At 67.4% G+C, this 22,463-nt stretch carries 17 protein-coding genes; 3 read left to right on the forward strand and 14 right to left on the reverse strand.

What is annotated here, in order from left to right; genetic code table 11:
* Positions 1 to 23: 23 nt before the first annotated feature.
* The 7 genes from atzF to M9799_RS08460 all read right to left on the reverse strand — a co-directional run bounded on the left by atzF (position 24) and on the right by M9799_RS08460 (position 11,991).
* Positions 24 to 1,814: an allophanate hydrolase gene (gene atzF, locus M9799_RS08425; RefSeq protein WP_231042886.1), complete on the reverse strand. Its 1,791-nt coding sequence runs from the start codon at positions 1,812 to 1,814 to the stop codon at positions 24 to 26.
* 260 nt (positions 1,815 to 2,074) lie between these two features.
* The gene (locus M9799_RS20565) at positions 2,075 to 3,412 is read right to left on the reverse strand and encodes a methyl-accepting chemotaxis protein (RefSeq protein WP_304505203.1); all 1,338 of its coding nucleotides are present in this window, start codon (positions 3,410 to 3,412) and stop codon (positions 2,075 to 2,077) included.
* 14 nt (positions 3,413 to 3,426) lie between these two features.
* The gene (locus M9799_RS08440; protein ID WP_231042885.1) at positions 3,427 to 5,193 is read right to left on the reverse strand and encodes a putative bifunctional diguanylate cyclase/phosphodiesterase; all 1,767 of its coding nucleotides are present in this window, start codon (positions 5,191 to 5,193) and stop codon (positions 3,427 to 3,429) included.
* Positions 5,194 to 5,213: 20 nt separating this feature from the next.
* Positions 5,214 to 7,352, reverse strand: coding sequence for a putative bifunctional diguanylate cyclase/phosphodiesterase (locus tag M9799_RS08445; protein ID WP_231042884.1), 2,139 nt, complete (start codon positions 7,350 to 7,352; stop codon positions 5,214 to 5,216).
* Between the two features lie 273 nt (positions 7,353 to 7,625).
* Positions 7,626 to 8,945: a tetratricopeptide repeat protein gene (locus tag M9799_RS08450; protein WP_231042883.1), complete on the reverse strand. Its 1,320-nt coding sequence runs from the start codon at positions 8,943 to 8,945 to the stop codon at positions 7,626 to 7,628.
* A 359-nt stretch (positions 8,946 to 9,304) separates the two neighbouring features.
* On the reverse strand, positions 9,305 to 10,930 hold the full coding sequence (ggt, locus tag M9799_RS08455) for a gamma-glutamyltransferase (protein WP_231042882.1): 1,626 nt from the start codon (positions 10,928 to 10,930) through the stop codon (positions 9,305 to 9,307).
* A gap of 74 nt (positions 10,931 to 11,004) precedes the next feature.
* A complete protein-coding gene (locus tag M9799_RS08460) occupies positions 11,005 to 11,991 on the reverse strand; it encodes a Bug family tripartite tricarboxylate transporter substrate binding protein (protein ID WP_231042881.1) in 987 nt (328 codons plus the stop codon).
* 104 nt (positions 11,992 to 12,095) lie between these two features.
* Between M9799_RS08460 and M9799_RS08465 the strand changes: the two genes are divergently transcribed.
* Complete coding sequence (locus tag M9799_RS08465) at positions 12,096 to 13,046, forward strand: LysR family transcriptional regulator (protein ID WP_231042880.1); 951 nt, start codon at positions 12,096 to 12,098, stop codon at positions 13,044 to 13,046.
* Positions 13,047 to 13,308: 262 nt separating this feature from the next.
* Here M9799_RS08465 and M9799_RS08470 read toward each other — a convergent pair whose 3' ends face one another.
* A complete protein-coding gene (locus M9799_RS08470) occupies positions 13,309 to 14,226 on the reverse strand; it encodes a LysR substrate-binding domain-containing protein (RefSeq protein WP_231042879.1) in 918 nt (305 codons plus the stop codon).
* 120 nt (positions 14,227 to 14,346) lie between these two features.
* Between M9799_RS08470 and M9799_RS08475 the strand changes: the two genes are divergently transcribed.
* Positions 14,347 to 15,339, forward strand: a complete 993-nt coding sequence (locus M9799_RS08475; RefSeq protein ID WP_231042878.1) for a Bug family tripartite tricarboxylate transporter substrate binding protein — start codon at positions 14,347 to 14,349, stop codon at positions 15,337 to 15,339.
* Positions 15,340 to 15,359: 20 nt separating this feature from the next.
* Positions 15,360 to 16,220, forward strand: coding sequence for an N-formylglutamate amidohydrolase (locus tag M9799_RS08480; RefSeq protein WP_231042877.1), 861 nt, complete (start codon positions 15,360 to 15,362; stop codon positions 16,218 to 16,220).
* Positions 16,221 to 16,223: 3 nt separating this feature from the next.
* Here M9799_RS08480 and M9799_RS08485 read toward each other — a convergent pair whose 3' ends face one another.
* The 6 genes from M9799_RS08485 to M9799_RS08510 all read right to left on the reverse strand — a co-directional run bounded on the left by M9799_RS08485 (position 16,224) and on the right by M9799_RS08510 (position 22,345).
* Positions 16,224 to 16,673, reverse strand: coding sequence for a type III secretion system chaperone (locus M9799_RS08485; protein WP_231042876.1), 450 nt, complete (start codon positions 16,671 to 16,673; stop codon positions 16,224 to 16,226).
* A gap of 22 nt (positions 16,674 to 16,695) precedes the next feature.
* The gene (locus M9799_RS08490) at positions 16,696 to 19,221 is read right to left on the reverse strand and encodes an inositol phosphate phosphatase SopB (RefSeq protein ID WP_231042875.1); all 2,526 of its coding nucleotides are present in this window, start codon (positions 19,219 to 19,221) and stop codon (positions 16,696 to 16,698) included.
* A gap of 134 nt (positions 19,222 to 19,355) precedes the next feature.
* Positions 19,356 to 19,760, reverse strand: a complete 405-nt coding sequence (locus M9799_RS08495) for a hypothetical protein (RefSeq protein ID WP_231042874.1) — start codon at positions 19,758 to 19,760, stop codon at positions 19,356 to 19,358.
* 3 nt (positions 19,761 to 19,763) lie between these two features.
* The gene (locus M9799_RS08500; protein ID WP_231042873.1) at positions 19,764 to 20,093 is read right to left on the reverse strand and encodes a DHCW motif cupin fold protein; all 330 of its coding nucleotides are present in this window, start codon (positions 20,091 to 20,093) and stop codon (positions 19,764 to 19,766) included.
* A 44-nt stretch (positions 20,094 to 20,137) separates the two neighbouring features.
* Positions 20,138 to 21,367, reverse strand: a complete 1,230-nt coding sequence (locus tag M9799_RS08505) for an RtcB family protein (protein ID WP_231042872.1) — start codon at positions 21,365 to 21,367, stop codon at positions 20,138 to 20,140.
* A gap of 537 nt (positions 21,368 to 21,904) precedes the next feature.
* Positions 21,905 to 22,345 carry a hypothetical protein gene (locus M9799_RS08510; protein WP_231042871.1) on the reverse strand — a complete coding sequence of 147 codons (441 nt, stop codon included), beginning with the start codon at positions 22,343 to 22,345 and terminating at the stop codon, positions 21,905 to 21,907.
* Positions 22,346 to 22,463: the final 118 nt, after the last annotated feature.

Consider the following 22,463-nt stretch of genomic DNA (forward strand, 5'->3'; position numbering starts at 1 on the left):
TCCTATTCTTGTAGTGGGGCGGTCTAGCGCAGGCTGCTGCAATAGGCGCGCCAGCCGCCGAAAGCCGTGATGTCCGTGGCCTGCGCCAGCGCATGCCCTTCGCAGATGAAGCCCTTGCAGGCCTTGCCGCTGGCCAGCGTGACGGTGCCTATTCCCAGTGGCGCGGGCACGCCCGCGACGAAGCGCCCGAAGTGCGCCAGCGGCATCTCCCAGACCTCGACGGCAATCGCCGCGCCGCCTTCGCCGCGCGACAGGCCCGGCTTGGGCGGCACCGTGCCCTGCAGGGCGTAGAGCCGGTAGTCGGCGCTGGTCTGCGTGGCTTCGACGAAACGCGCGCCGCAGGAGAGCAGTTCATGGTTCAGCGGCATGCCGCGCAGGTGCGCGCCTACCACCGCCACCTGGATCATGTCGCCCTGGGCGCCGACGGTCCACGCGCAGGGCGCCGCCGAAGCGCCGGCCTTCAGGCCCGTGACGCCCGCGGGCAGGCCGGCCTGCTGCTCGAGCTCGGCGGCCCAGCGCACCAGATCGGGCTCGCGCCAGCCGGGTGCGATCAGCGTGATGCCGAAGGGCAGGCCATCGGGCAGGCGACTGGCGGGAATGGCGATCGCCGACCAGCCCAGCAGGTTCACGAAGTTGGTATAGATGCCCATCTCCGAATTGACGGCAATCGGGTCGGCCATGACCTCGTCGATGCGCGGATGGCGCGGCGCCGTGGGCACGCACAGCACGTCCCATTGCTGCCAGAGCCTGTCGGCTTCCTGCTTGAGCTCCTGCAGGCGGTATTGGGCGGCAAAGGTGTCGGCCGCGGAAAAGCGCTGCGCCACATCGAGCACGCTGCGCACCACGGGCAGCATCCTGTCCGGCTGGTCTTCGTAGATCCTGCGCGCGCCCACCACGCGCTCCGCCACCCAGGGGCCGTAGTACAGGAGCTCCGCCACTTCGAACAGCGTGCCGAAAGGAATTTCCTCCAACTGCGCCGTTTGCTCCTTCAACCGGGATGAAAACTCCGCAAATGCGGTTTCGTAGCTGCCGGAGAGCTTGCGGTGCGCGGGCGTCGCCACGCGCAGCTGCGCCAGCGGCTTGTGCGCCGGCGCCATGGGGCGCGCGCGCGAGTAGCCATCGGCCGCGTCATGCCCTTCCATCACCGACAGGACGCTGGCGCTGTCCGCCACGGTGCAGGCCAGCACGCCAATGCAGTCCAGCGTGCGGCAGGCGGGCACCAAACCGGTGCCGCTGACCGCACCTGGCGTGGGCTTGAGCCCCACGATCTGATTGAAGCCCGCGGGCACGCGCCCCGAGCCGGCGGTATCGGTGGACAGTGCGAAAGGCACCAGCCCGCGCGCCACGACCGAGGCCGACCCCGAGCTGGAGCCGCCGCTGATCAGGCTGGCATCAAAGGTGTTGGGCACGATGCCATAGGGCGAGCGGGTGCCCACGAGGCCCGTGGCGAACTGGTCGAGATTGGTCTTGCCCAGTACGATGGCGCCTGCGTTTCGCAGCCGTTGAATGGCGAAGGCATCCTCTTGCGCGACGTAGGCGAATTCCTCGCACGCAGCGGTGGTGCGGAAGCCCTCGACGTCGATATTGTCCTTGACCGCGAAGGGCACGCCATACAGCGGCAGCTGTTCGCGGCCCACCGCCAGCTCGAGAGCCGCCAGTTGCGCGAGCTGCGTCTGCAATTGCTCAGTGCTGGCAATGCTTATCCAGGCCGTGTCCTGCGCGCTGCAGGCCAGCCGCTGCTGCTCCAGCAGTTCGGCGGGCATTGCGCCCTGGGTGTATGCGTTCTTCCAGTCTTCGATAGTGCCGATCAGCATGATGAATACCCTGATGTATACAAGTCACGCTGATGAAGCAGTTTATGTGCCAGGGACGAGAGAAGACTTTGCTCCCTGGCTTTCGGGCAGTACATGTTCTGGAGGGCTGGACGTCCATGGTTCGATCCTTCGACAAGCTCAGGATCACCACGAACGGTGGAAAGCGCAGCCTTTTATCCGTTCGTCCTGATCCTGGGCCTGTCGAAGGATCGAAGGATGAGCGGCCTCCCTCAAGAGGCGTATGGGCCCAGGATGCGCTGCTACCGCTGGATCACCGTATTCTCCAGCCGCAACACCGCCTCGCGCGTATCCACCAGGCGCTCGTCCTGCGCGCGCGAGGCCTGGATGATGTGGTCCATGATCTCGCTGGCGCGGGCGGCGCCGGCGCGCATCTGGCGCATCATGGCGCCGGATTCGTCGACGCGCTGCGCGCCCTCCTGCACCGTCTGGGTGGAGTGGCCGATGACCGATTTGACCTCCTTGGCGGCCAGCGCGCTGCGCTGCGCCAGGCTGCGCACCTCGCTGGCGACCACGGCAAAGCCGCGTCCATGCTCGCCTGCCCGTGCCGCCTCGACGGCGGCGTTGAGCGCCAGCAGATTGGTCTGGAAGGCAATGCCGTCGATCAGGCCGACCATGTCGCCGATGCGTCTGGAATCGGCCATGATGCGCGACATCGCGGCGACCGCGTTGTCCAGGGTGGCATCGCCCTGCTGGGCCACGGCCGCCACCTGCCGGGTCTGCGCATGGGCCTCGCGCGCCTGCGCGGCGCTGTCGCGCACCAGCTGCTGCAGCTGCTCGAAGGCGGCCTGCACCAGCTGCGTGGCCTCGAAGCGCGCGGTGATGTCGGTGGCGTATTTGACGACCTTGAAGGGCTGGCCCGACTCGTCCAGCACGGGGCTGTAGTTCGCCTCGATCCAGACATCGTTGCCGCCGCGGCCGACGCGGCGGAACTGGCCACGGTAATGCTGGCCCTGGGCCAGCTGCGACCAGAATGCCGCGTAGCCGGCCGAGCTGCGCTCCTGCGGGTCGACGAAGATGCTGTGGTGCTGGCCGATCAGCTCCTGCTCGGAGTCATAGCCCAGCGCATCGAGGAAATTGCGGTTGCAGCGCAGGATATGCCCGTCCAGCGTGAACTCGATGACCGCCTGGGCCCGGCCGACGGCGGCCAGCTGGCTGATGGCTTCGGCATCGCGCCGTACCTCGGCCGAGATGTCCATGGCGTACTTGACGATGCGCAGCACCCGGCCCCTGCGGTCGAGAACCGGGCAGTAGTGGGCCTGCAGCCAGACATCGCGCCCGTCGCGCGCCAGGCGCCGGCAGCGCCCGACGAAGGCCTCGCCTGCGCGAAGCCGCGCCCAGAATGCGGCGTAGCCCGGCCCGTCATGCTCCGCACGGTCCACGAAGATGCGGTGGTGCTGGCCCCGCAGTTCGTCGATGCGGTAGCCCATCAGCTCCATGAACTGCGGGTTGGCATCGAGGATGCGTCCCTGCGCGTCGAATTCGATCACCGCCTGGTTGCGGTACAGGGCCTGCATCTGGGCGTTGGCACGGCGGGAGCACAGGCCGAATCTGGCCAGCACGGAACGGATGGATCGCATGAAGTGAGCTCTTTCTATACCAGCCCCAGTGGGTCCATCAGACGCGCTTCGGCGCCATGGAGCAGAGCGGGGGGAAGCATCAGTGAATGTTCGAACTGCGCGGCAGCCACCGGCCGCGCGAAGTAGTAGCCCTGGAACAGGTCGCAGCCCTGCTGCGCGAGGTAGCGCACCTCCTCTTTCTGCTCCACGCCCTCGGCCAGCACGCGCAGGCCCAGGCCCTTGCCCAGCTCGATCAGCGCGCCGCAGATCGCCTGGCCCTCGCGCGAGCGGTGCACGTCGGTGACGAACTCGCGGTCGATCTTGAGCTTGTCGAAAGGCAGCTTGCGCAGGTAGCTCATGCTGGCGTAGCCGGTGCCGAAGTCGTCGATGGCAATGCCCACGCCATCGCTGCGCAGCGCCGAGAACACGCGGTGGGTATGGGCGTGGTCCACCATGGCCACGGTCTCGGTCAGCTCGATTTCCAACTGGTCCGGCGAGATGCCTGCGGCGGCAATGGCCTCGCGCAGATGCTGGCCCAGCTGCGGGTCGAGAAACTGGCGCGCCGACACGTTGATGGCCATGCGCATGTGCGGCAGGCCCGCGCGGTTCCACTCGCCCAGCTGCCGGCAGGCCTCGCGGATCACCCACAGGCCCAGCGGCCCGATCAGGCCCGATGACTCGGCGGTGTCGATGAAGGCCCCGGGCGGCACCAGGCCGCGCTCCGGATGCTGCCAGCGCACCAGGGCCTCGGCACCGATGGCGCGTCCGGCCTGCAGGTCGAAGACCGGCTGGTAGTGCAGCACGAATTCGGAGCGCGCCAGGGCCTGGCGCAGGTCCTGCTCCAGTTGCATCTGCTCGATGGCCTGGCGCCGCGCGTTGACCGAATGCAGCATGACCTGCGCCGGATTGGCCAGCGAGGCCGCGGCAATGCCGGCATCGAGCAGCGCGTCGGCCTGGGCGCCGTCGTCGGGAAACACCGCCAGCCCGCCCTGGAGCTGCGGCTGGAACTGCAGCTCGCCCAGCGGCAGTTCGCCGGCGCACAGCTTCAGGCTGGCGCGCAGGCGCGCCGCGCTTGCCGCCCAGGTGTCTTGCTTGCCATTGAGATGCAGGATGCAGCCGAACTTGGAAGGCCCGACGCGCGACAGCTGATCCCAGAAGTGGCCCGTCCGTTCCAGCCGCTGGGCCAGGCTGCGCGCGGCCAGCTCCGCGTGTCCGCGATCGATGGTCTCCTCGATGCGCGCCAGGTTGGCGATGCGCACGATGGCCACGGCAAAGGGCTGGCCATGGGCAATCCGGTCCTGCACGTTTTCCAGGAAGCGCTTGCGGTTGGGCAGGCCGGTGACGTCATCGATGAACTGCAGCGACTCCAGCGTCTTGTCCAGGTGCTGCAGCGCCCGATGCGCGTCGGCCATCAGGGCGCCGGCCTCGTCGGTGAAATGCGTGGGCAGCGCCAGCTTCAGGCGCTGCTCGCGGTACACGCGCAGGGCCTTGGCGGTGGCAGCCACCGGCCGCAGCAGGTGGTGCAGCACCAGCAGCGTCACGGCCGTGCCCACCAGCGTGGCCGCCAGGGTGATGACCAGCACGTGCAGCAGCACGCTCCAGTCGTGCGTGCTTTCCAGCGCGAACCACGAGGTCAGCGCCAGCAGCGGCAAGTGCGTGCCGATGAAGGCCATCACCATGATCTTGGCTTGGTAGTTCAGGCGCTTGAAGCGCGCCAGCCAGGCATAGAGGCGCAGCGAGGGCAATCGTTCGCCAGCGGGTGGCGGCGCGTGCTGAAAAGAGGGAGGGGACTTGCGGTTCATAGGTTCAGGTGGGGCGCGGTTCATGCCGCGCCCGTGGGTGCGAGGCCGTTGCCGGCATCGTGTGGGTGGCGCGCCTGCAGCCAGGCCATCAGCACGGAGGCGGGCATGGGGCGGGCAAAGAAAAATCCCTGGAACTCGTCGCAGCCGGCGGCCAGCAGGATGTCGCGCTGGCCCTGCGTTTCCACGCCCTCGGCCACCACGCTCAGGCCCAGCGCATGCGCCAGGCCGACCACTGCGCCGACCATGGAGCGCGCCTGCTGGCTGTGCTCGAGGTCGCTGACGAAGCTGCTGTCGATCTTGAGCTGCCGGGCCGGCAGATGCCGCAGGTAGTTGAGGCTGGAGTAGCCGGTGCCGAAATCGTCGATGGACAGGTATACGCCGATCCGCGCCAGCCCGTCGAAGGTGTGCTGGGTGGCGCGGGTGTCCTCCATGGCCACCGTCTCGGTGATCTCGCACAGCAGCTGGCCGGCATCGATCCCATGGGCCCTGAGGGCGTTCTCGATGCGCCCGGCCAGATCGTCTTCGCGCAGCTGATGCACCGACAGGTTGATGGCCACGCGCATCCGCAGGCCCTGGGCGGCCCATTCGGCCATCTGCCGGCACGCTTCTTCGATGACCCAGTTGCCGATTTTTCCAATCAGGCCGAAGCGCTCGGCCAGGGCGATGAACACCGCCGGCGCGATGGCGCCATGCACGGGGTGGTTCCAGCGCAGCAGCGCCTCCACGCCGCTGCTGCGGCTCTGCCGGACATCGATCTTGGGCTGGTAATGCAGCGCCAGTTCGTTGCGCTCGATGGCGCCGCGCAGCGCGTTCTGCAGCTCGAGCTGCCAGGCGGCGTCGGACTCCATGTGCGGCTCGAACAGCTTGTAGCGCCCGCCGCCGGCACGCTTGGCGGCATACATCGCGGCGTCGGCGCTGGCCACCAGCTTGCTGCCCTCGCTGTGGCCGGGGTAGGCGGCGATGCCTATGGAGCCGGCAATCTGCACCGGCTTGCCCGACACCCCAAAGGGCTGCGCCAGGGTCGCCAGCAGCCGCTGGGCCACGCCCATGGCCTCGGCCTGGCCTGCGCCTTCGAGCAGGACCAGGAATTCATCGCCGCCGACCCGCGCCACCGTTGCCGGGGACGGGACTTCGTGCAGGAGCCGCTCGGCAGCGCGGCACAGGATCAGATCGCCGGCGGCATGGCCAAAGGAATCGTTGATGGGCTTGAAGCCGTCCAGGTCGACGAACAGCACGGCCAGCTGCGTCTGCGGGCCCGCGCCGTGGTGGCGCTGCAGCGCCTCGCGCAGCCGGTCCTCGAAATGCAAGCGGTTGGGCAGGCCGGTCAATGCATCGGACAGCGCGCGCTTTTGCAGCTCGTCGTTGGCGGCCTGCAGGCGCGCATTGCTTTCCTGCAGCGACTGCGCCAGGCGCCGTGCCGTGCTTTGCAGGCGCGCATCGAGCACCGAGGTGAACAGCGTACTGACCAGCAGCAGCAGGGTCGCCATCAGCACCAGCGCCGTCATGCCCGGGCCGCTGAGCTCGCCGGCGCTCAGGCTGACGGAACCCGTGGCGAAGTGCGCCGCGGCCATGCCCGTGTAATGCATGCCGAAGATGGCCACTGCCATCACCAGGGCGGCGGCGCCCTGCAGCAGATGCCGGTGGGCCCGGCCGGCTTCGCGGAAGGCATTGAACAGGCAAAGCGCCGTTGCCGAGGCCAGCAGCGAGATCAGCACGGAAAGCGCGACCAGGGCCTGGTTCCACACGATGCCGGGCGCCATCCGCATGGCGCCCATGCCGATGTAATGCATGGCGCTGATCCCCAGCCCCATGACGCCGGCGCCGAACGCCAGGTGGCGACGGCCGACGCGCTGGCGGCTGGCCAGCCGCAGCGCCATGCCCGAGGCGCTCACGGCCACCAGCCAGGAAAGCAGCGTGAGCCGGCTGTCGAAGCCTACCGGAATCGGCAGCGCGAAGGCCTGCATGCCCAGGAAGTGCATCGACCAGACGCCGGTGCCCATGACCAGCGAGCCCGCAGCCCACCACGCGAGCGCCACCTGCCGGGTTGAATGCCGCAGCTGCCTGGCCAGATCAAGGGTGACATAGGACGCGAACAGGGCGATCGCGAAGGAAGCAGCCACCACGCCAGGGTCGTGGCTGACACGCAGGAAACTATTCACTTTGGAGAATTCGGGTTGGGACCGGCAGACGCATGAGCCCGGCGCAGAGCCACGGCCCGGGCCCGCAGGCGCGAGCGCAAAGGCATTGGCAGAGCGCAGCGGCTGCGTACCGGCGCAGGCGCGCTGGCTGTGCGCCTTGCCGGCTTCATGCCTGGCACGGCGGCACGCCCGGCAGTGCATGGCCGGCCGGGGCTGAAGCACTGGAGGGGATGCAGGTCAGTGTAGGGATGGGGGTTCATGCAATCCTGATGGAAAGATGATTTCTGCGCGCGCCTACGCTTCGGCCAGCTGGCCGAGCACGGCGCGGCCGCGCGCATCCGCCAGGACGAAGCCATGGACCTCGGGCAGCCGCAGCAGCACCGGCAGGATGCTGACCCGGGCCGCGAACGCCTGCTCGATGCGGTCGAAGGCCTCGCCTGCCGCATCCATCAGGAACAGTGCCGCCACATGGGACAGGCGCAGGGTCGGGCCCTGATCATCCTGTGCCCGGATCGCGCGCCACGCCTCCTCATGGTCGCCGCAGCGCGCATGGATGTACGAGAGGTTGGAATTGCACAGCGGCCAGGCCAGGCAGTCCGCCCGGACCTGGCGCGCGCGCCCGGCCACCTCGGCGCTGGGTGCGCGCCCGGCCTGCAGCGAGATCCAGTAGAGCTGGGCCGCGGCGCTGTCGGGGAAACGCGCGCACATTTCCGCCACGATCTCGAGGGCGCGCTCCTGCAGCCCCAGCATCAGCAGCGCGCGCGCATACATGATCGAGATCGCTACGGAAAACGGCCGCAGCGTATGGGCCGTCTGCAGCGCCGCCAGGGCCTGCTCGCGCTGGCCGCGCGCCAGCAGGTGCCAGCCGTGGTTGTAGTGCGTCGTGGCATCTTCGCCAGCCTGCTGCAGGGCCTGCCCGTGCAGCGCCTCGGCCTCGGCGAAGCGCCAGCTGCAGTCGAGCAGATGGGCATGGGCCGTCAGCAGCCCGGTGCCCGGGAGGCCGCGCGCGATGGCGGGCGCCAGCAGCGCAATGCCCTCGGCGATGTTCGGGCGGTCGTCGGCCAGGCCCAGGTTCACCTGCGCCGCCAGGCAGGTGGCCAGAAGGACGCGCGCCGCGGGGTAATTGCCATCCTGCTGCAGCACGGCGCGCAGCAGCCGCTCCGATTGCTGCATTGAAAAGCGCGAGCGCAGATGGATCAGCGTCTCGCAATGCGCCACGGTTTCGGCCAGCTGCGAGGGCGCCCGGGCAATATCCATCAAACGCTGATGAAAGGGCGCCTGGTATGCCGGCACCGGCATGTCGGGCCCGCCCAGACGCTGGATGCAGTAGCCCTGACCGTACAGCGCGCGGATCCAGACCCCCGGCACTGCGCTCAGCGCCTTGCGTGCCCGGGCCACGCAGCGCGCCAGGCTTTCGTCCGACATCATGCGGCCCGCCCAGATGTGCTGCGAGAACTCGTCCTTGCGCACGACGTTCGGCCAGCGGATCAGCAGGCGGTGCAGCACCGCCTGCTCCTTGGGCGCGAGATCGAGCTTCAGGGCATTGAGGTACACATTGCCATCGGCATCGATGGACAGCCCACCCCAGGGCAGCATGGTTTCGGTTTCGGTCATAGCGTATTCGGCCGCTCACAGGGAGCGCACCATGGGAAAAGAACAGAAAGCACTGATCCCTGGCTATTGATGCACAAGGAGCCATTCATGAAATTAATCAAATCCGGCCTGCGCATTGTGTCGTTTACTTTGTAACGTTGTGTTGCGTTCCCACAGAAGTAGATAAAAAGCTATGGGATTTATGATGTAAATCGAATTTTTATATGAGCCGGATAGCTGTTGCGGCCGTGACACAGGCTCCGCATCTGCATGCGGGCCGGGCAAAGAAAAGGGTCCTGGACCGCCATGCGATCCAGGACCCTTGCTTTCGGGTGATGCAGGCCCGAAGCCGCGGCGTTCACCGCGCTCCGGTCATGCGGTCATGCACCGACGGCGGTGCGCAGCGCCACGCCATCGCGCCCCGGGTCGGCGCCGCCGTGCAGGCCGTCGGGCTGCACCTGCATGCCGTGCACCCAGGCAATGGTGTAGTTGTACGGGTTGCGGCCCACGGTGTAGCCGTCGGCTTCCAGCTCGCGCGTCGTGTAGCGCGGGATGCGGTTGCAGACGTCGATGGAATTGCTGGTCGAGGAGAAGCGTGGCGCCGAGACGGCGGCCTGCATCTCCATGCCGTGGTCGATGACGTTGAGCAGCACGTGCAGCACGCCCATCGCGATCTGCGTGCCGCCGGGCGCGCCCAGCACCACGTCGAGCGCGCCGTCCTTGAAGGTCATGGTCGGGCACGAGGACGTGAAGCGGCTCTTGCCCGGCTGGATGCTGCCGGCGCGGCCCGGGCGCGGGTCGAACACGCCCATGCAGCCGTTGTAGAGGAAGCCCATGCCCGGCGTGATCACGCCCGAGGGCATGGCCAGCGAATGCGTCATCGAGACGGCGTTGCCGTCGCCGTCGACGATGCTCAGGTGGGTGGTGTCGCGCGGCACGGGCGCGCCCGGGTTCACGCGCTCCACGCTGAAGCGCTGGCCGGCGCGGATCTGCTCGGCCACCTCGCGCGCCATGTCCTTCGATAGCAGCTTGTCCAGCGGCACGTCGACGAAGCGCGGGTCGCCGATGTAGCGGTCCTTGTCCGCCGTGGCCTTCTTCATGACCTCGCTGATGAGGCGGATGTAGGCGGGGCTGTTGTGCTCCATCGCGCCCAGGTCGAAGTTCTCCAGGATGTTGAGCATCTCCAGCAGCATCGCGCCGCCGCCCGGGGGACGATTGGTGGTGATGGTGCGGTCGCGGTAGCTGCCCACCAGCGGCGCGTTGCGCTGCACGCGGTACTGGGCCAGGTCCTCGAGGGTGATCAGCGCGCCCAGCGATTGCAGGTGCGCCACCATCCTGCGCGCCAGGTCGCCCTCGTAGAAGGGCGCATCGCCCTCGTCGGCGATCTGGCGCAGCACCTCGGCCATGCCCGGATTGCGCAGCGGCGTGCCGATGGGCTTGGGGCGGCCGTCGGGGCGGCAGTAGAGGGCGCGGCCTTCCTCGCTGTATGCCAGGCGCTCGAGATTGCCGACGCGGCCCATCGAGGGCTCGTCGATCCAGAAGGCATGCATGCCGGGGCGCACGAAATAGCCGTCGTTGGCCCAGGCAATGGCCGGCTCGACGACCTGCTTCCACGGCAGGCGGCCGTGGGCGCGGTGCATGTCCGCCAGGCCCTTGAGCGTGGCCGGCACGCCGATCGACTGCGGGCCGATGTCGTTGACGCGGCCCGTGAGGATGAAGCCGAAGCCATCCTTGGTCTCGCCTTCGAGCAGGTGCTCCCACATGGTTTCCGTGGCGGCCAGCGGCGCCGGGGAATGGAAGTCGAAGTATTCATGCACGCCGGCGCCGGGCATGTACACGCCCGCCGTGCCGAAGCCGGCGATGCCGCACATCAGCGGATCGACCACGGTCTGCGCCAGGGCGGTGGCCACGGCCGCGTCCACGGCGTTGCCGCCGGCGCGCAGGATCTCGATACCGGATTCGGCGGCCTCCGGCTGGGCGCAGGCCACCATTGCTTCTTTTTTCATCGCATAAGGTCAATGGCCCCAGGGGCGCCCGCGCAGGGGCCCATGGGGCATGGTTGGAAAAAGCGCGAACCGGGTTACTTGCTGCTCAGGTTCAGCGTGTCGAGCGTCGGGCCCCACGCGGCGACGTCGCGCGCGGCGGTCTCCGTCACCAGCGAGGCGGGGCCGGAGACCGGGATCACGCCCAGCGTCTTCAGGCGCGCCTGCACCGCGGGGTTCTGGTGGAAGCTCTCCGTCGCCTTATTGAGCTTTTCCACGATGGCCGCGGGCGTGCCGGCGCGCGCCACGATGGCGCTCCAGCCCATGTTGTCGAAGCCCTTCACGCCCAGCTCGCTGGCGGTCGGCACTTCAGGCAGATCGGGCAGGCGCGTGGGCGAGAGCACGGCCAGCGGGTTGAGCTTCCTGTTCTGGATGTGCGGCAGCGCGCTTCCATACACCGGCGCCATGATTTCCGTCTGTCCGCCCACCGTGGCCAGCAGGCCGTCGGACTCGCCCTTGTACGGGATGTGCGTCATCGTGATGCCGAGGTTCTTCGACAGCAGCTCCACCGCCAGGTGGGTCGAGTTGCCCAGGCCGGCGGAGGCGTAGTTGAATTTTCCGGGCGCGGCCTTGGCCTGGTCCGTCAGCTCCTTGAGCGTCTTGATGCCGGTCTTGGGGTTGGCGCTGAGCACGAAGGGCACGGTGGTCAGCATGGCGACGCCCGTGAAGTCCTTCTCGGGGTTGTAGGGCAGGGGCTTGTAGGTGAACTTGTTGAGCACCATCAGCGACACGCTTCCGTACAGCAGCGAGTAGCCGTCGGCCGGCTGGCCCAGCAGGCCCTGGGCGGCGATGATGCCGCCCGCGCCGGGACGGTTCTCGACCACGATCGTCGCGCCGATGGCCTTGCCCGCATGCTCGGCCCACAGGCGCGCGATCGTGTCGGAGCTGCCGCCCGGGGCCTGCGAGACGATCAGGCGCACGGGACGCTCGGGGTAGGCACCCTGCGCGAATGCGGTGGAAGTGCCGATGGCGCACACTGCGGCGCAGGCCAGCAGCTTGGAAGCATGGGAAAAAGCGTTTGACACAGGCACTCCTTCAACTTAGAAATCGTAAAACATGAGTTGATTTTCATGTCATGTCTTCTATAACACCTAATGAAAATGCAATATGCCTGCATGAAGGTTTGCTCATGATCGATAAAACAGACGAGATGCACTGGGCGCGCCGCCTGAAGATCAAGCACCTGGAACTGTTCCTGCTGCTGGACCAGGCCGGCACGCTGACGCAGGCCGCCGCACGCCTGCACATGACGCAATCGGCCATGTCCCACTGGCTGGCCGAGCTCGAAGGCGTGGTCGGCACGGCGCTGGTGGTGCGTGGCCGCAAGCTGCAGCTCACGCCTTCCGGGCACCTGCTCAAGCAGCTGGCGATCAATGTGCTGGGCGACATCCAGCACACCGGCAAGGCACTGAGCGCGGTGGCCGCGGGCCGCGTGCCGCGCCTGAACATCGGCAGCGTCTGGGCGGGCATTGCCGGCGGGCTGCCGCAGGCCATCTCCGAATTCCAGAACCTGCATGAGGACGTGGCGGTTTCCATCCACGACGGCGTGTTCTCCAGCCTGCTCGACAGCCTGGAGAACCGCACGATGGACGCGGTGATCGGCGTGCTCGACGCGCGCGCGCACCGCGACCGGCTCGAGCACGCGGTGCTGTTCGAGGACCGCGTGGCCGTGGTGATCGGGCGCGGCAGCAGATTCTGGTCCCAGCCGGTGCAGCCCCCGCTGAGCGAGCTGCTGCGCCAGCGCTGGGTCATGCCCCCGGCCGGCACGCTCACGCGCATCCAGTTCGATGCCTTCCTCCTGGATCAGGGCGCCTCCTGGCTCACGCCGCGCGCCGAAACCGCCGCCCTGGCCATGATGCAGGCGCTGCTGAGCAAGGGCGACTACGTGGGCGTGTGCTCCGAGTCCATGGCCGACGAAATGGCCAGCGTGGGGCTGTTCCGCAAGCTGCCCATGGAATCCGCCATCCGCTTCGGGCCCATTGCGGTGATCTGGAACGCGGACCATGTGAGCTCCACGCTGGAGGATTTCATCGGGTGTTTGCAGAGGGCTTGTGGGGAGGTGAGGGCGGGCGCGGCGTAGGGCAGTCCGGCCTTTATGCTTTCTATTGGAAGGGTGGCCGTTCACCCTTCGACAGGCTCAGGGCGAACGGAAAAACCGTTCGTAGCGAGTTTGTCATAAGCCTTCCATAGTGAGCTCGCAGAACCATCAACAGCCCCCTCATGTGAAAACCGTTCGTGGTGATCCTGAGCTTGCCTGGGCGGCCCCGTCGAAGGATCGAACCATGGACGTCCTGCCCTCAAGCAATCGCGCTCCCCTCACCAACCCCCACGAATCTGGAGCCCTACACCCCCCTTACATCCTCCTCCGCCGCCCCCAGCAACCACCGCCGGAACTCCGCAAACCCCGGCCTTGGCCGCCGGTCGCGCGGCGTGCAGAGGAAGTACCCGCGCTGCAGCTCGATCGGCAGATCGAAGGGCGCCACCACCGCCCCCGACTCCAGCGCCTGCTTCACCAGGCAGCGCTGCACCAGTGCCACGCCCATGTCGGCAATGACCGCCTGGATCAGCATCGAGACCTGATCGAAGGCCGTCGTGAGATTGGGCGCGGTGCGTCCCGCATGCGCCGCGCGCAGCCATTGCGTCCAGTTGCCGGGGGCGGTGGTGTGATAGAGCAGCGGCTCCGATGCCAGGTCGCCAGGCTGCTGCCAGGCGCCCTGCGCCAGCCGCTGCTGCAGGCGCGCGGGGTGGCAGATCGGCACCATCTCGCGGCCGATCACGTAGTCGCAGCTGCACTGCGGCCAGGCCTCCGGCCCCACGCCCGTGAGCACCGCCGCGTCGGGCACGGGACCGGAGAAATCCTCCTGCTTGCTGTAGGGCACGAAGTTCAGCTTGATGCCCGGGTGCAGCGCCTGGAAGTCGCGCAAGCGCGGGATCAGCCAGACGCTGGCGAAGGTCGGCACCACGGCCAGATGCAGCGGCCGGTCGGCGGGCATGACGCGCAGCCGCGCGCTCGCTTCCTCGATGCTGCTCAGCGGCCCGCGCACCGCGTCGAGCAGCTCGCGTCCGACGGGAGTCAGCGCCAGCGCATGCGCATTGCGCTTGATCAGCGGCACGCCGTAATGCTGCTCCAGCCGCGCCACGGCCCGGCTGATCGCGCTCTGCGTCACGCACAGTTCCGCGGCCGCGCGGGAAAAGCTCCCCAGCCTGGCCGCCGCGGCAAAGGCATGGAGTTCGGACATCGAGGGCGAGTGCATTCGCATGGGGCAGGAGCGTCTGGGGCAGGGCGGATGCCCTGTGAGGGTGCGAGTATGCACAACAGTCATGCTCGTTGCCAATTTGTCGTTTTGCGCCGCGGGGGCGCAGCCCGACACTTGGCAGCCATGACCACGCCCCACTTCCCAATCTCCCGCCGTTCGGCCGCCCTCGCGCTGGCCGTCTTTGCCGCCCTGGGCGCCAGCGCCGCGCAGGCCGACTACCCCGACCGCCCGATCAAGCTGATCGTGCCCTTTGCGGCCAGCGGCTCGACCGATCTCGCGGCGCGCCTGATCGGCGAGTACGCCAGCCGCGAGCTGGGCCAGGCCATCGTCATCGAGAACCGCGCCGGCGCCGGCGGCTCGCTGGGCATGGACATGGTCGCCAAATCCAAGCCCGACGGCTACACGCTGGGCATGGCCACCATGAGCACCCATGGCTCGAACGTCGCCGCCTACGGCAGCCGCCTCAAGTACGACCCGGTCAAGGACTTCGTGCCCGTGAGCAACGTGGCGACGGTGCCCAGCGTGCTGGCGGTGACGGGCAAGTTCCCCGCCAAGAACATGCCGGACTTCCTCGCGCTGGCGAAGAAGGAGCCGGCCAAGATCACCTTTGCCTCGCCGGGCACCGGATCGCTGGGCCACTCCAACATCGAGTACTTCTCCAGCCTGGCCGGCATCAAGCTGCTGCACGTGCCCTACAAGGGCTCGGGCATGGCGCTCAACGACGCGATCGCCGGCCAGGTCGATGCCATCACCGACAACCTGCCCTCGGCGCTGCCGCACATCAAGGCCGGCCGCCTGCATGCGCTGGCCGTGCTCTCGGACAAGCGCAACCCCGCGCTGCCCGACGTGCCCACCTATGGCGAGCTGGGTTTCCCGCAGATGGGCAACGGCGGCTGGTTCGGCGTGGTCGCGCCCGCGGGCACGCCGGCGCCCATCGTGAAGAAGCTCAACCAGGCCATCCACACGGCCATGAAGCAGCCCGATTTCATCAAGAAGATGGAAGAAGCCGGCGCCACGCTGATCCCGAACACCTCGGAACAGTTCCAGGCCCAGATCGAGCAGGCCGTGCAGCGCTACCAGAACGTCGCCAAGGTCGCGAAGATCGCGGTGGAGTGAGCATGCAAGAGAGCTCCGCCATGTTCCGCTTGCACGCGCCCGAGGGCGCCGCCATTCCCCTGGTCTGCGACTCGCCCCACAGCGGCGTGCGCTACCCCGATGACTTCGGCCACGCGGTGCCGCGCGCGCTGCTGCGCGCTGCAGAGGACACCCATGTCGAAGCCCTCTGGGGCGCCGCGCCCGGACTGGGCGCCACGCTGGTCGAGGCGCTGTTCCCGCGCAGCTATCTGGACCTGAACCGCACGCTCGACGACATCGACCCGGAGCTGCTCGCCAGCCCCTGGCCGACCCCGCTGGCGCCCAGCGAGAAGACCCGCCTGGGCTCGGGCCTGGTCTGGCGCACGGTGAAGAACACGCCGATCTACGACCGCCTGCTGTCGGTGGCCGAGGTGCAGCAGCGCATCGCGCGCTGCTACCAGCCCTACCACCAGGCGCTGGCCGCGGCCGTCGAAAGCACGCACCAGCGCTTTGGCGCGGTGTGGCATCTGAACCTGCATTCGATGCCCAACAACGCCTATGAGCGGCTGCAGATCAAGAGCGACAAGCCGCTGGCCGACTTCGTGCTCGGCGACCGCGACGGCACGACCTGCGAGCCGGCCTTCGTGGCGCTGGTCGAGGAATACCTGCGCGGCCGCGGCTACAGCGTGGCGCGCAACGACCCGTACAAGGGCGTGCAGCTGATCGCAAAAATAGGCCAGCCCGCGCTCCAGCGCCACAGCATGCAGATCGAGATCCGCCGCCCGATCTACATGGACGAGGAATCACGCGAGCGCAATGCCAATTTCGAGGTGGTGCAGCGCGACATCACCGGGCTGCTGCTGCACATGGCGGGGTATTTCGAGGCGCATCCGGCGCTGGCCGAGGCCGCGGCGGCGCGTTGAAGCTCAGGCGGCGAGCATGGCAAAAACCGGCAGGCCCTGGCCATAAGCCGGCGGCCCGGCCAGGCTTTGCAGGCGCTGCTGCTCGCCAAGCGCCACATCCGCGAAGCGCGCCAGTTCCTGCGCCAGCTGCCCGGCATCCAGATCCCGAAGCGGCAGCAGGCGCGCCAGCGTGAGCTGGCCACCGTGCAGCGACCAGGTCGCGCCCTGGCTTTCTTCCCAGACATGGTTGGCGGCCATCAGGTGGAGCAGCACGCTCTCGGCGCCCGTCTCCGGCAGCGCATGGACCTGGGCATAGGCCAGCAGCGCCTGCTGCCGCGGCTCCAGGCGCAGCGTCAGTTCCAGGCGGTCGTCGACGCGCAGGCCGCAGGCGCCGTCGGCGTCCAGGGCCAGCGCGATTCCCAGAGTGCTGCCCAGGCCGAGCAGGAGGGCGCTGGCTTGTTCATAGATGTCCATGGCATGGGTCCTGCGTGAAGAGTCAGCTGGCGGTCAGGTGTGAAAGGCCGTGGAAATTGGCGGTGAGCGCGTCGCCCTTCCTCTCGCCGCCGAACTGCCGGTACAGCGCCTCCACGCCCTTGAGCTTGTAGCCCGCGTAGCCGGTGTTCAGGCGCTGCATCTCGAAGTTGCCGCTCTGGGTCACGACCTCGTGGAACTGGGCGATTTCCGCGGCGCTGCGGGTGCGCTCGTGGTCCGGCACCTTGCCGCTCAGGCCCATCTGCAGCTTGAAGTGCTTGATCTCGGCGTCGAGCTCGCCGGTGCGGTCCTTGCCGCTCTTGCAATTGAACAGGACCTTGAGGCCGAACATCTCGGCCAGCACCGCCAGCCGCGTCGGCATCTTGTAGGGCTCCTGGCCCGCGCTGCGATAGCTGCCATCCTGGTGGATCCGCGCGATCTGCCGCGCGAGCTCGCGTGCCTGGGCCAGGCGGGGTTCGTCGAGGCGCAGCCGGGCGCGCGCCTTGTCGGCCTGCAGCTCGTCGCCCACCTGAACGGCGTGCTGGAGCTCCTCGTGATCCGTGCGCACCTGCTCCTCCAGCGCCTGCATGCGTTCGCCGATCAGGCCGCCGGGCATGCCAGTGGTTGCCAACGATGCGATATCGCCGCCCAGCAGCTCGCCGATGGCCTTTCCGTTGATGCCCTCCACGTTGTCCCAGCCACCGACCAGCCACGAGGCCGAACCGACGGCGCCGGCGTTCACGCCGTAGTTGCAGGCCACGGGGTTCACGTTCACCTTGATCGTGCGCATCCGGCCCGTGCCATCGGCAACCAGGAAGCTCTGCTCGCCCTTCACGCTGTCCCATGCCTGCATCTGCTCCCGCATCATCTGGCGCTCGTTCTTCGAGGCGTCGGAGACGAGGGGCCGCACGTTGTCCGGCGTCAGCAGCGAGATCGACAGGATGTCCAGCGCCACGGCGCCGCCAGAGAAGGCGCGCTGCGCCAGCGCGCTGTCGGCCAGCAAGGTGGAGAGCACGGTGTCGCGCGCGCGGTTGTGGTTGGCGTTGGCACGCATGGTATCGACCAGCCGGGAATCCTGGCGCACCGCCTCCAGGGCCCCCGTCAGGTTGGGCACGGGATGGTTCGTGCTTGTCCAGAGATGCTCGGGCAGCAAGGCCTTCACCATGGGCGCGAGCTCCTGGTCGCTCATGTGCCGGACGGCGTCCTGGTTGATGCCGAAGGCCGAGATCACGCCATGGCGCATGCCCGAGAACAGCACCTGGCCCTGCCCATCGAGCAGCCGGGTCTGCGCCACGTTCACCCCGTGGTGGTATTCGGTGGTGTCGTGCGAGTTGATGCCCCTGCCGCGATAGGACGCGGTGCGTCCGAGTTCCGGCTTCAGGGGGTTCTCATGGTCCCGGCTGAAGTCGCCTGCCGGGGTGATCTCGCTATGGCTCAGCAGCGTCTCGCCGTCCGTCCGCAGCTGCATCCCGTTGCGCACGGGCCCCCACTCCTGGCCGTTGTTCAGGACATCGTTCATGCCCCTGTGGAAAGCATGCTTCAGGCCGCTGGTGTCGAGCCCCGCCTCCTTGAACAGCTTCTTGAGCGTGTCCTGGACGAGGGTCTGCTCGTCGATCTGCGGCGTGTCGCAGCCGGGCAGCGCGCCTCCCGCCGCGCACGCCAGCAGCTCCCGCCCCAGGGCTTCGCGCGCCCGGTGCTGCTCGCCCATGCCGAGCATGCCCAGGAACCGGGAGGGTTTGCTGCCCAACACCTTCCGGGGATCGCCCAGTTTCCCGGCGTGCTCCCGCGCCTCCTGATGCAGCTGCCCGGCGCGTGCCTGGAAGATGCTCTTGCGCGCCTTCTCCAGCATGTCGCGCTGCACGGCGCCCAGGTCGACGCGGTCCAGCTGCGTGTCGAGGACCCGCACCGCGACTTCGGAGAACTGGGCCTTGCTTTCGTACATATGGGGCAGCGACAGGGGAGCGTTGTCCACCGTGCGGCCCAGGTAGGAAAGGCGGTCCTGCACCTGCGCCAGCAGGCTTTTGCGCAAGCTGTCGACCTCCGGGCCCGCGAGCAGCGTGCCTGGATCCGCGTCGATCCCGCTTTCGAGGGAAGCCGCGACGTCTTCCAGGCGCTCCATCTGCGCCAGCAGCCTGTCCCCCACGACCGGGCCTTCGCCCAGCAACTCGAAGGCATCCGCGAAGCGGTTCACGCATTCGCGCAGCGCCTCGCCCTGCTGGCTGAGCACGCCGTCCTTCGCGCGCTCGCTTTCAATGGCGTTGATGAGCTTGTTGACCAGCCCCGCCGTCAGGTCGCGCCGCGCGCCGATCTGCTGCGGGGTCGCTGCATGGAGCGTGCGTTCCGAAAGCGATCGCGCGAGCTGGGCGCCGTCGACCATGCCCGCAATGCGCACCGGCGTCGAAGGACGGATGCTGCGCGGTCCCTCCCTGCCTTCGAGTCCGGCGGCGGACTTGTCCTTGGCCTGTCGCGCGCCTTCCATGCCGTCCTGGCTGCCCGGAGAAGGCAGCGTGGCAGGCTGCAGCGCGTTGCGGTGGCTGATGGCGACGGACAAGTGGTTTCTCCTGTGATGGCCGCTGGACGCAGCGGACATCGGAAATGAGTAACCGGGGCCGGAGGAAGGTTCCAGCCTGCATGGTTCTGGACCAGCCAGCCGGGAGGCCGCGCCGCAGAAAGAAGGGCCGCAGGCTAGCCCCGAAGGCGCCAAAGCACCCCACCGAAGAACGCCACCGCCAGCAAAGGCCAGCCAAAGAAAGCCAGCCGGAACATCAGCGAGCCGCTGGACAGGGCAATCAGGCTGATGGCGACCAATGCCCCGCTGCCCAGCCCCCACCAGGCGCGCCGGCGGTCGAACGAGAGATCCCCGCGCAGCAGGCAGTAGTAGAGGCGCCAGGCCGTGCCCAGCCCGAACCACCCGCCCACGAGCGCCGCCAGCACCATCGCCGCCGCGCCGGGGTGCTGGCTGCGCAGCAGCGCATCCGCCACGAAGCCAAACCCCAGCAGCGACCAGAAGCCCGCGCCCAGGGTGGCGGGCAAAAGCACTGCCACTGCCACCAGGCCCAGCACCATCCGGTGCGGCACGCGGGCAGCCATCTATCAATCGACGATGAACAGCCGGGCCCCGCCCACGGAGCGCGAGCGGTGCGCCTCGGCATCGTCCGCCACCTGGTAGCTCATGCCAGGTTTCAGCGTGAACCTGCGGCCGTCCTGCAGCTCGGTCTCCAGCTCGCCCTCCAGGCACAGCAGCACATGGCCCTTGCTGCACCAATGGTCCGACACATACCCCGCCGTGTACTCGACCATGCGCACGCGCACGTCGCCGAAGTGCTGCGTCCGCCAGAAGGCCTGGCCGGCTTCGGCGGAATGCTCGGTGCGGGGGAGGGTGGACCAGTCGGTGGTGATGAAGGGAATGTTGGCAAGTTTCATGGGGGGATCTTAGGGGAGTGGGGCCGCAGCTGCGCCCGATGCGCTTACCCCTTCACGCAAACGACCTGCTTCAAGGTATGCACCACCTCGACCAGATCGCTCTGCGCCGCCATGACGGCATCGATGTCCTTGTAGGCCATGGGAATCTCGTCGATGACGTTGGCATCCTTGCGGCACTCGACCCCCGCCGTGGCCCGGACCTGGTCCGCGACCGTGAACATCTTCTTCGCCTTGGTGCGGCTCATGACCCGGCCCGCGCCATGGCTGCAGCTCTCGAAGCTCTCCGGATTGCCCAGCCCGCGCACGATATAGCTGCGCGCCCCCATGCTCCCCGGAATGATGCCCATCTCGCCACGCCGCGCGCTCACCGCGCCCTTGCGCGTGACGAACACATCCTGGCCGAAGTGGCGCTCCTGCTGCACATAGTTGTGGTGGCAGTTGACCGCCTCGACGTAGACCTCGAAAGGCTTGGTAATGACCGAGCGCACCGTGGCGATGAGGTTGGCCATCATCACCTCGCGGTTCTTCATCGCAAACTTCTGCGCCCACGACACGCCGCGCACATAGTCGCCGAAATACTGCGCCCCTTCCTCGAAATAGGCCAGGTCCTGATCGGGCAGATTGCGCTGGTGCCGCTCCGCATCCTTCTTCGCCAGCTCGATGAAATGCGTGCCAATGGCATTGCCCACCCCGCGCGAGCCCGAGTGCAGCATGAACCACACGAAGCCGACCTCGTCCAGGCAGACCTCGATAAAGTGATTGCCGCTGCCCAGCGTGCCCAGGTGCTTGCGGTTGTTGGTATGCCTCAGCCGCGGATGCAGCTCGCACAGCGCATCGAACTCATCGGCCAGCCCAGCCCAGGCCTTGTCCACCGTCTCCGGCGGCCTGTCGCCCCAACTGCCCACGTCGCGCCCCTTATGCTTGGGCGCCGAGCCATGCGGCACCGCTTTCTCGATGGCCGAGCGCAGCTTCCCCAGATTGTCCGGCAGATCCTCGGCGCGCAGCGTGGTCTTCGCCGCCATCATCCCGCAGCCGATATCCACACCCACGGCCGCCGGGATGATCGCCTTGAGCGTGGGGATCACCGAACCCACAGTGGCGCCAATGCCCAGGTGCACGTCGGGCATGGCGGCGATGTGCTTGAAGACGATGGGGAGGCGAGCGGCGTTGGCTAGTTGTTGGCGGGCTTCTTCTTCGACGGGAACGCCTTTGGTCCACATTTTTACGGGGACGCCTCCTGGGACTTCTTGTACGTTGTAGGTCTGTTTGGGCATGTTCATCTCTCTACTCGAAGTGCGGTCTTTGGGGGACCGCGAACTGGGGAGCTTGTTGCGAGGTGAACAGCCGACCCCGTGTGCGTGATGCTGCTGACCGATAGATCTGCCTTTTGTGATGTTGCAGAACCCATCGTCGATCACTTGTCTTTACTGCTCTTTGGTAGCAGCGTGGCGTCTATTCACCGCGCTGATGCTGTCGAGAAGTCTTTGGGCTTAGTCCAGATACATGGGGGTTAGATCAGTAAAAACAAGCATTTCAGTTGGAACAGCTGCGTGAAAGCCGCGTTTGCGCCATCTGAATTTTTCATCTGCCTGGCGATTCGGGATAGTAGCTAAAGCATTCATCAGTCGAAGGTCGATGACTTTTCACGAAGTTTTCTTTTATTTTTGGGTCCTAATAGTTATCTTTGCGTTAAGGCCGAGTGACTGCATTGCAGCGATTGCTGTCATTAATACAGCCAAGTCCACCGACCACCTCATGACACTCCTCGGCCGCTCGAGCCTGCGAGCAGGATCTCTGCGGGATGCGCGCACTCATACCTTGGCGAGGAAGGCCGCCGCATCACCCGCTTCACACTTCCAGTCTGCGAAGACCCCAACCAGATTGCATTCCACGCAGTGGCAAGCGATGTAGTACCAGCGCACGTCATGTGTGCCCTCATACACGGAGACGCCAGACATCAGCTCGAACGCCTCGTTCTCGCACACACACTCGTGCGCCTCGGGGGCGGCCTCTTCAACGTAGTCCGCGCTGTCGCCCATCAGGTGTTCCTGCCCACAGTCGGTGCAGGTGCGGATTGCCACACCGGCTTGTTCATCTGTCTGCAGCGCAAAAGTCCGGCACCCGCAATCGCATTTGGACGAGGCAAACCGGACGGCCTCATGGCGATTCGCAACGCTATAGCTGCGCAGCTCGGCTTGGGTGTCGCCGGACGTCGTCCCGTACCAGAACTCGCCCTTCTTCGTCAGTGCCATTGGTGCTGTTCCATTCTTCAAGGTGGGCTTCCCGGCAGACCCGACGCCAGGCTTGCCCCGATCATCTGGATTTTGCCTGAAGGCACGGTAATCTTCGTCAAGGGGCTGGGTCGGGGTG

The sequence above is a fragment of the Comamonas endophytica genome (assembly GCF_023634805.2).
Taxonomy (GTDB): Bacteria; Pseudomonadota; Gammaproteobacteria; order Burkholderiales; family Burkholderiaceae_C; genus Comamonas; species Comamonas endophytica.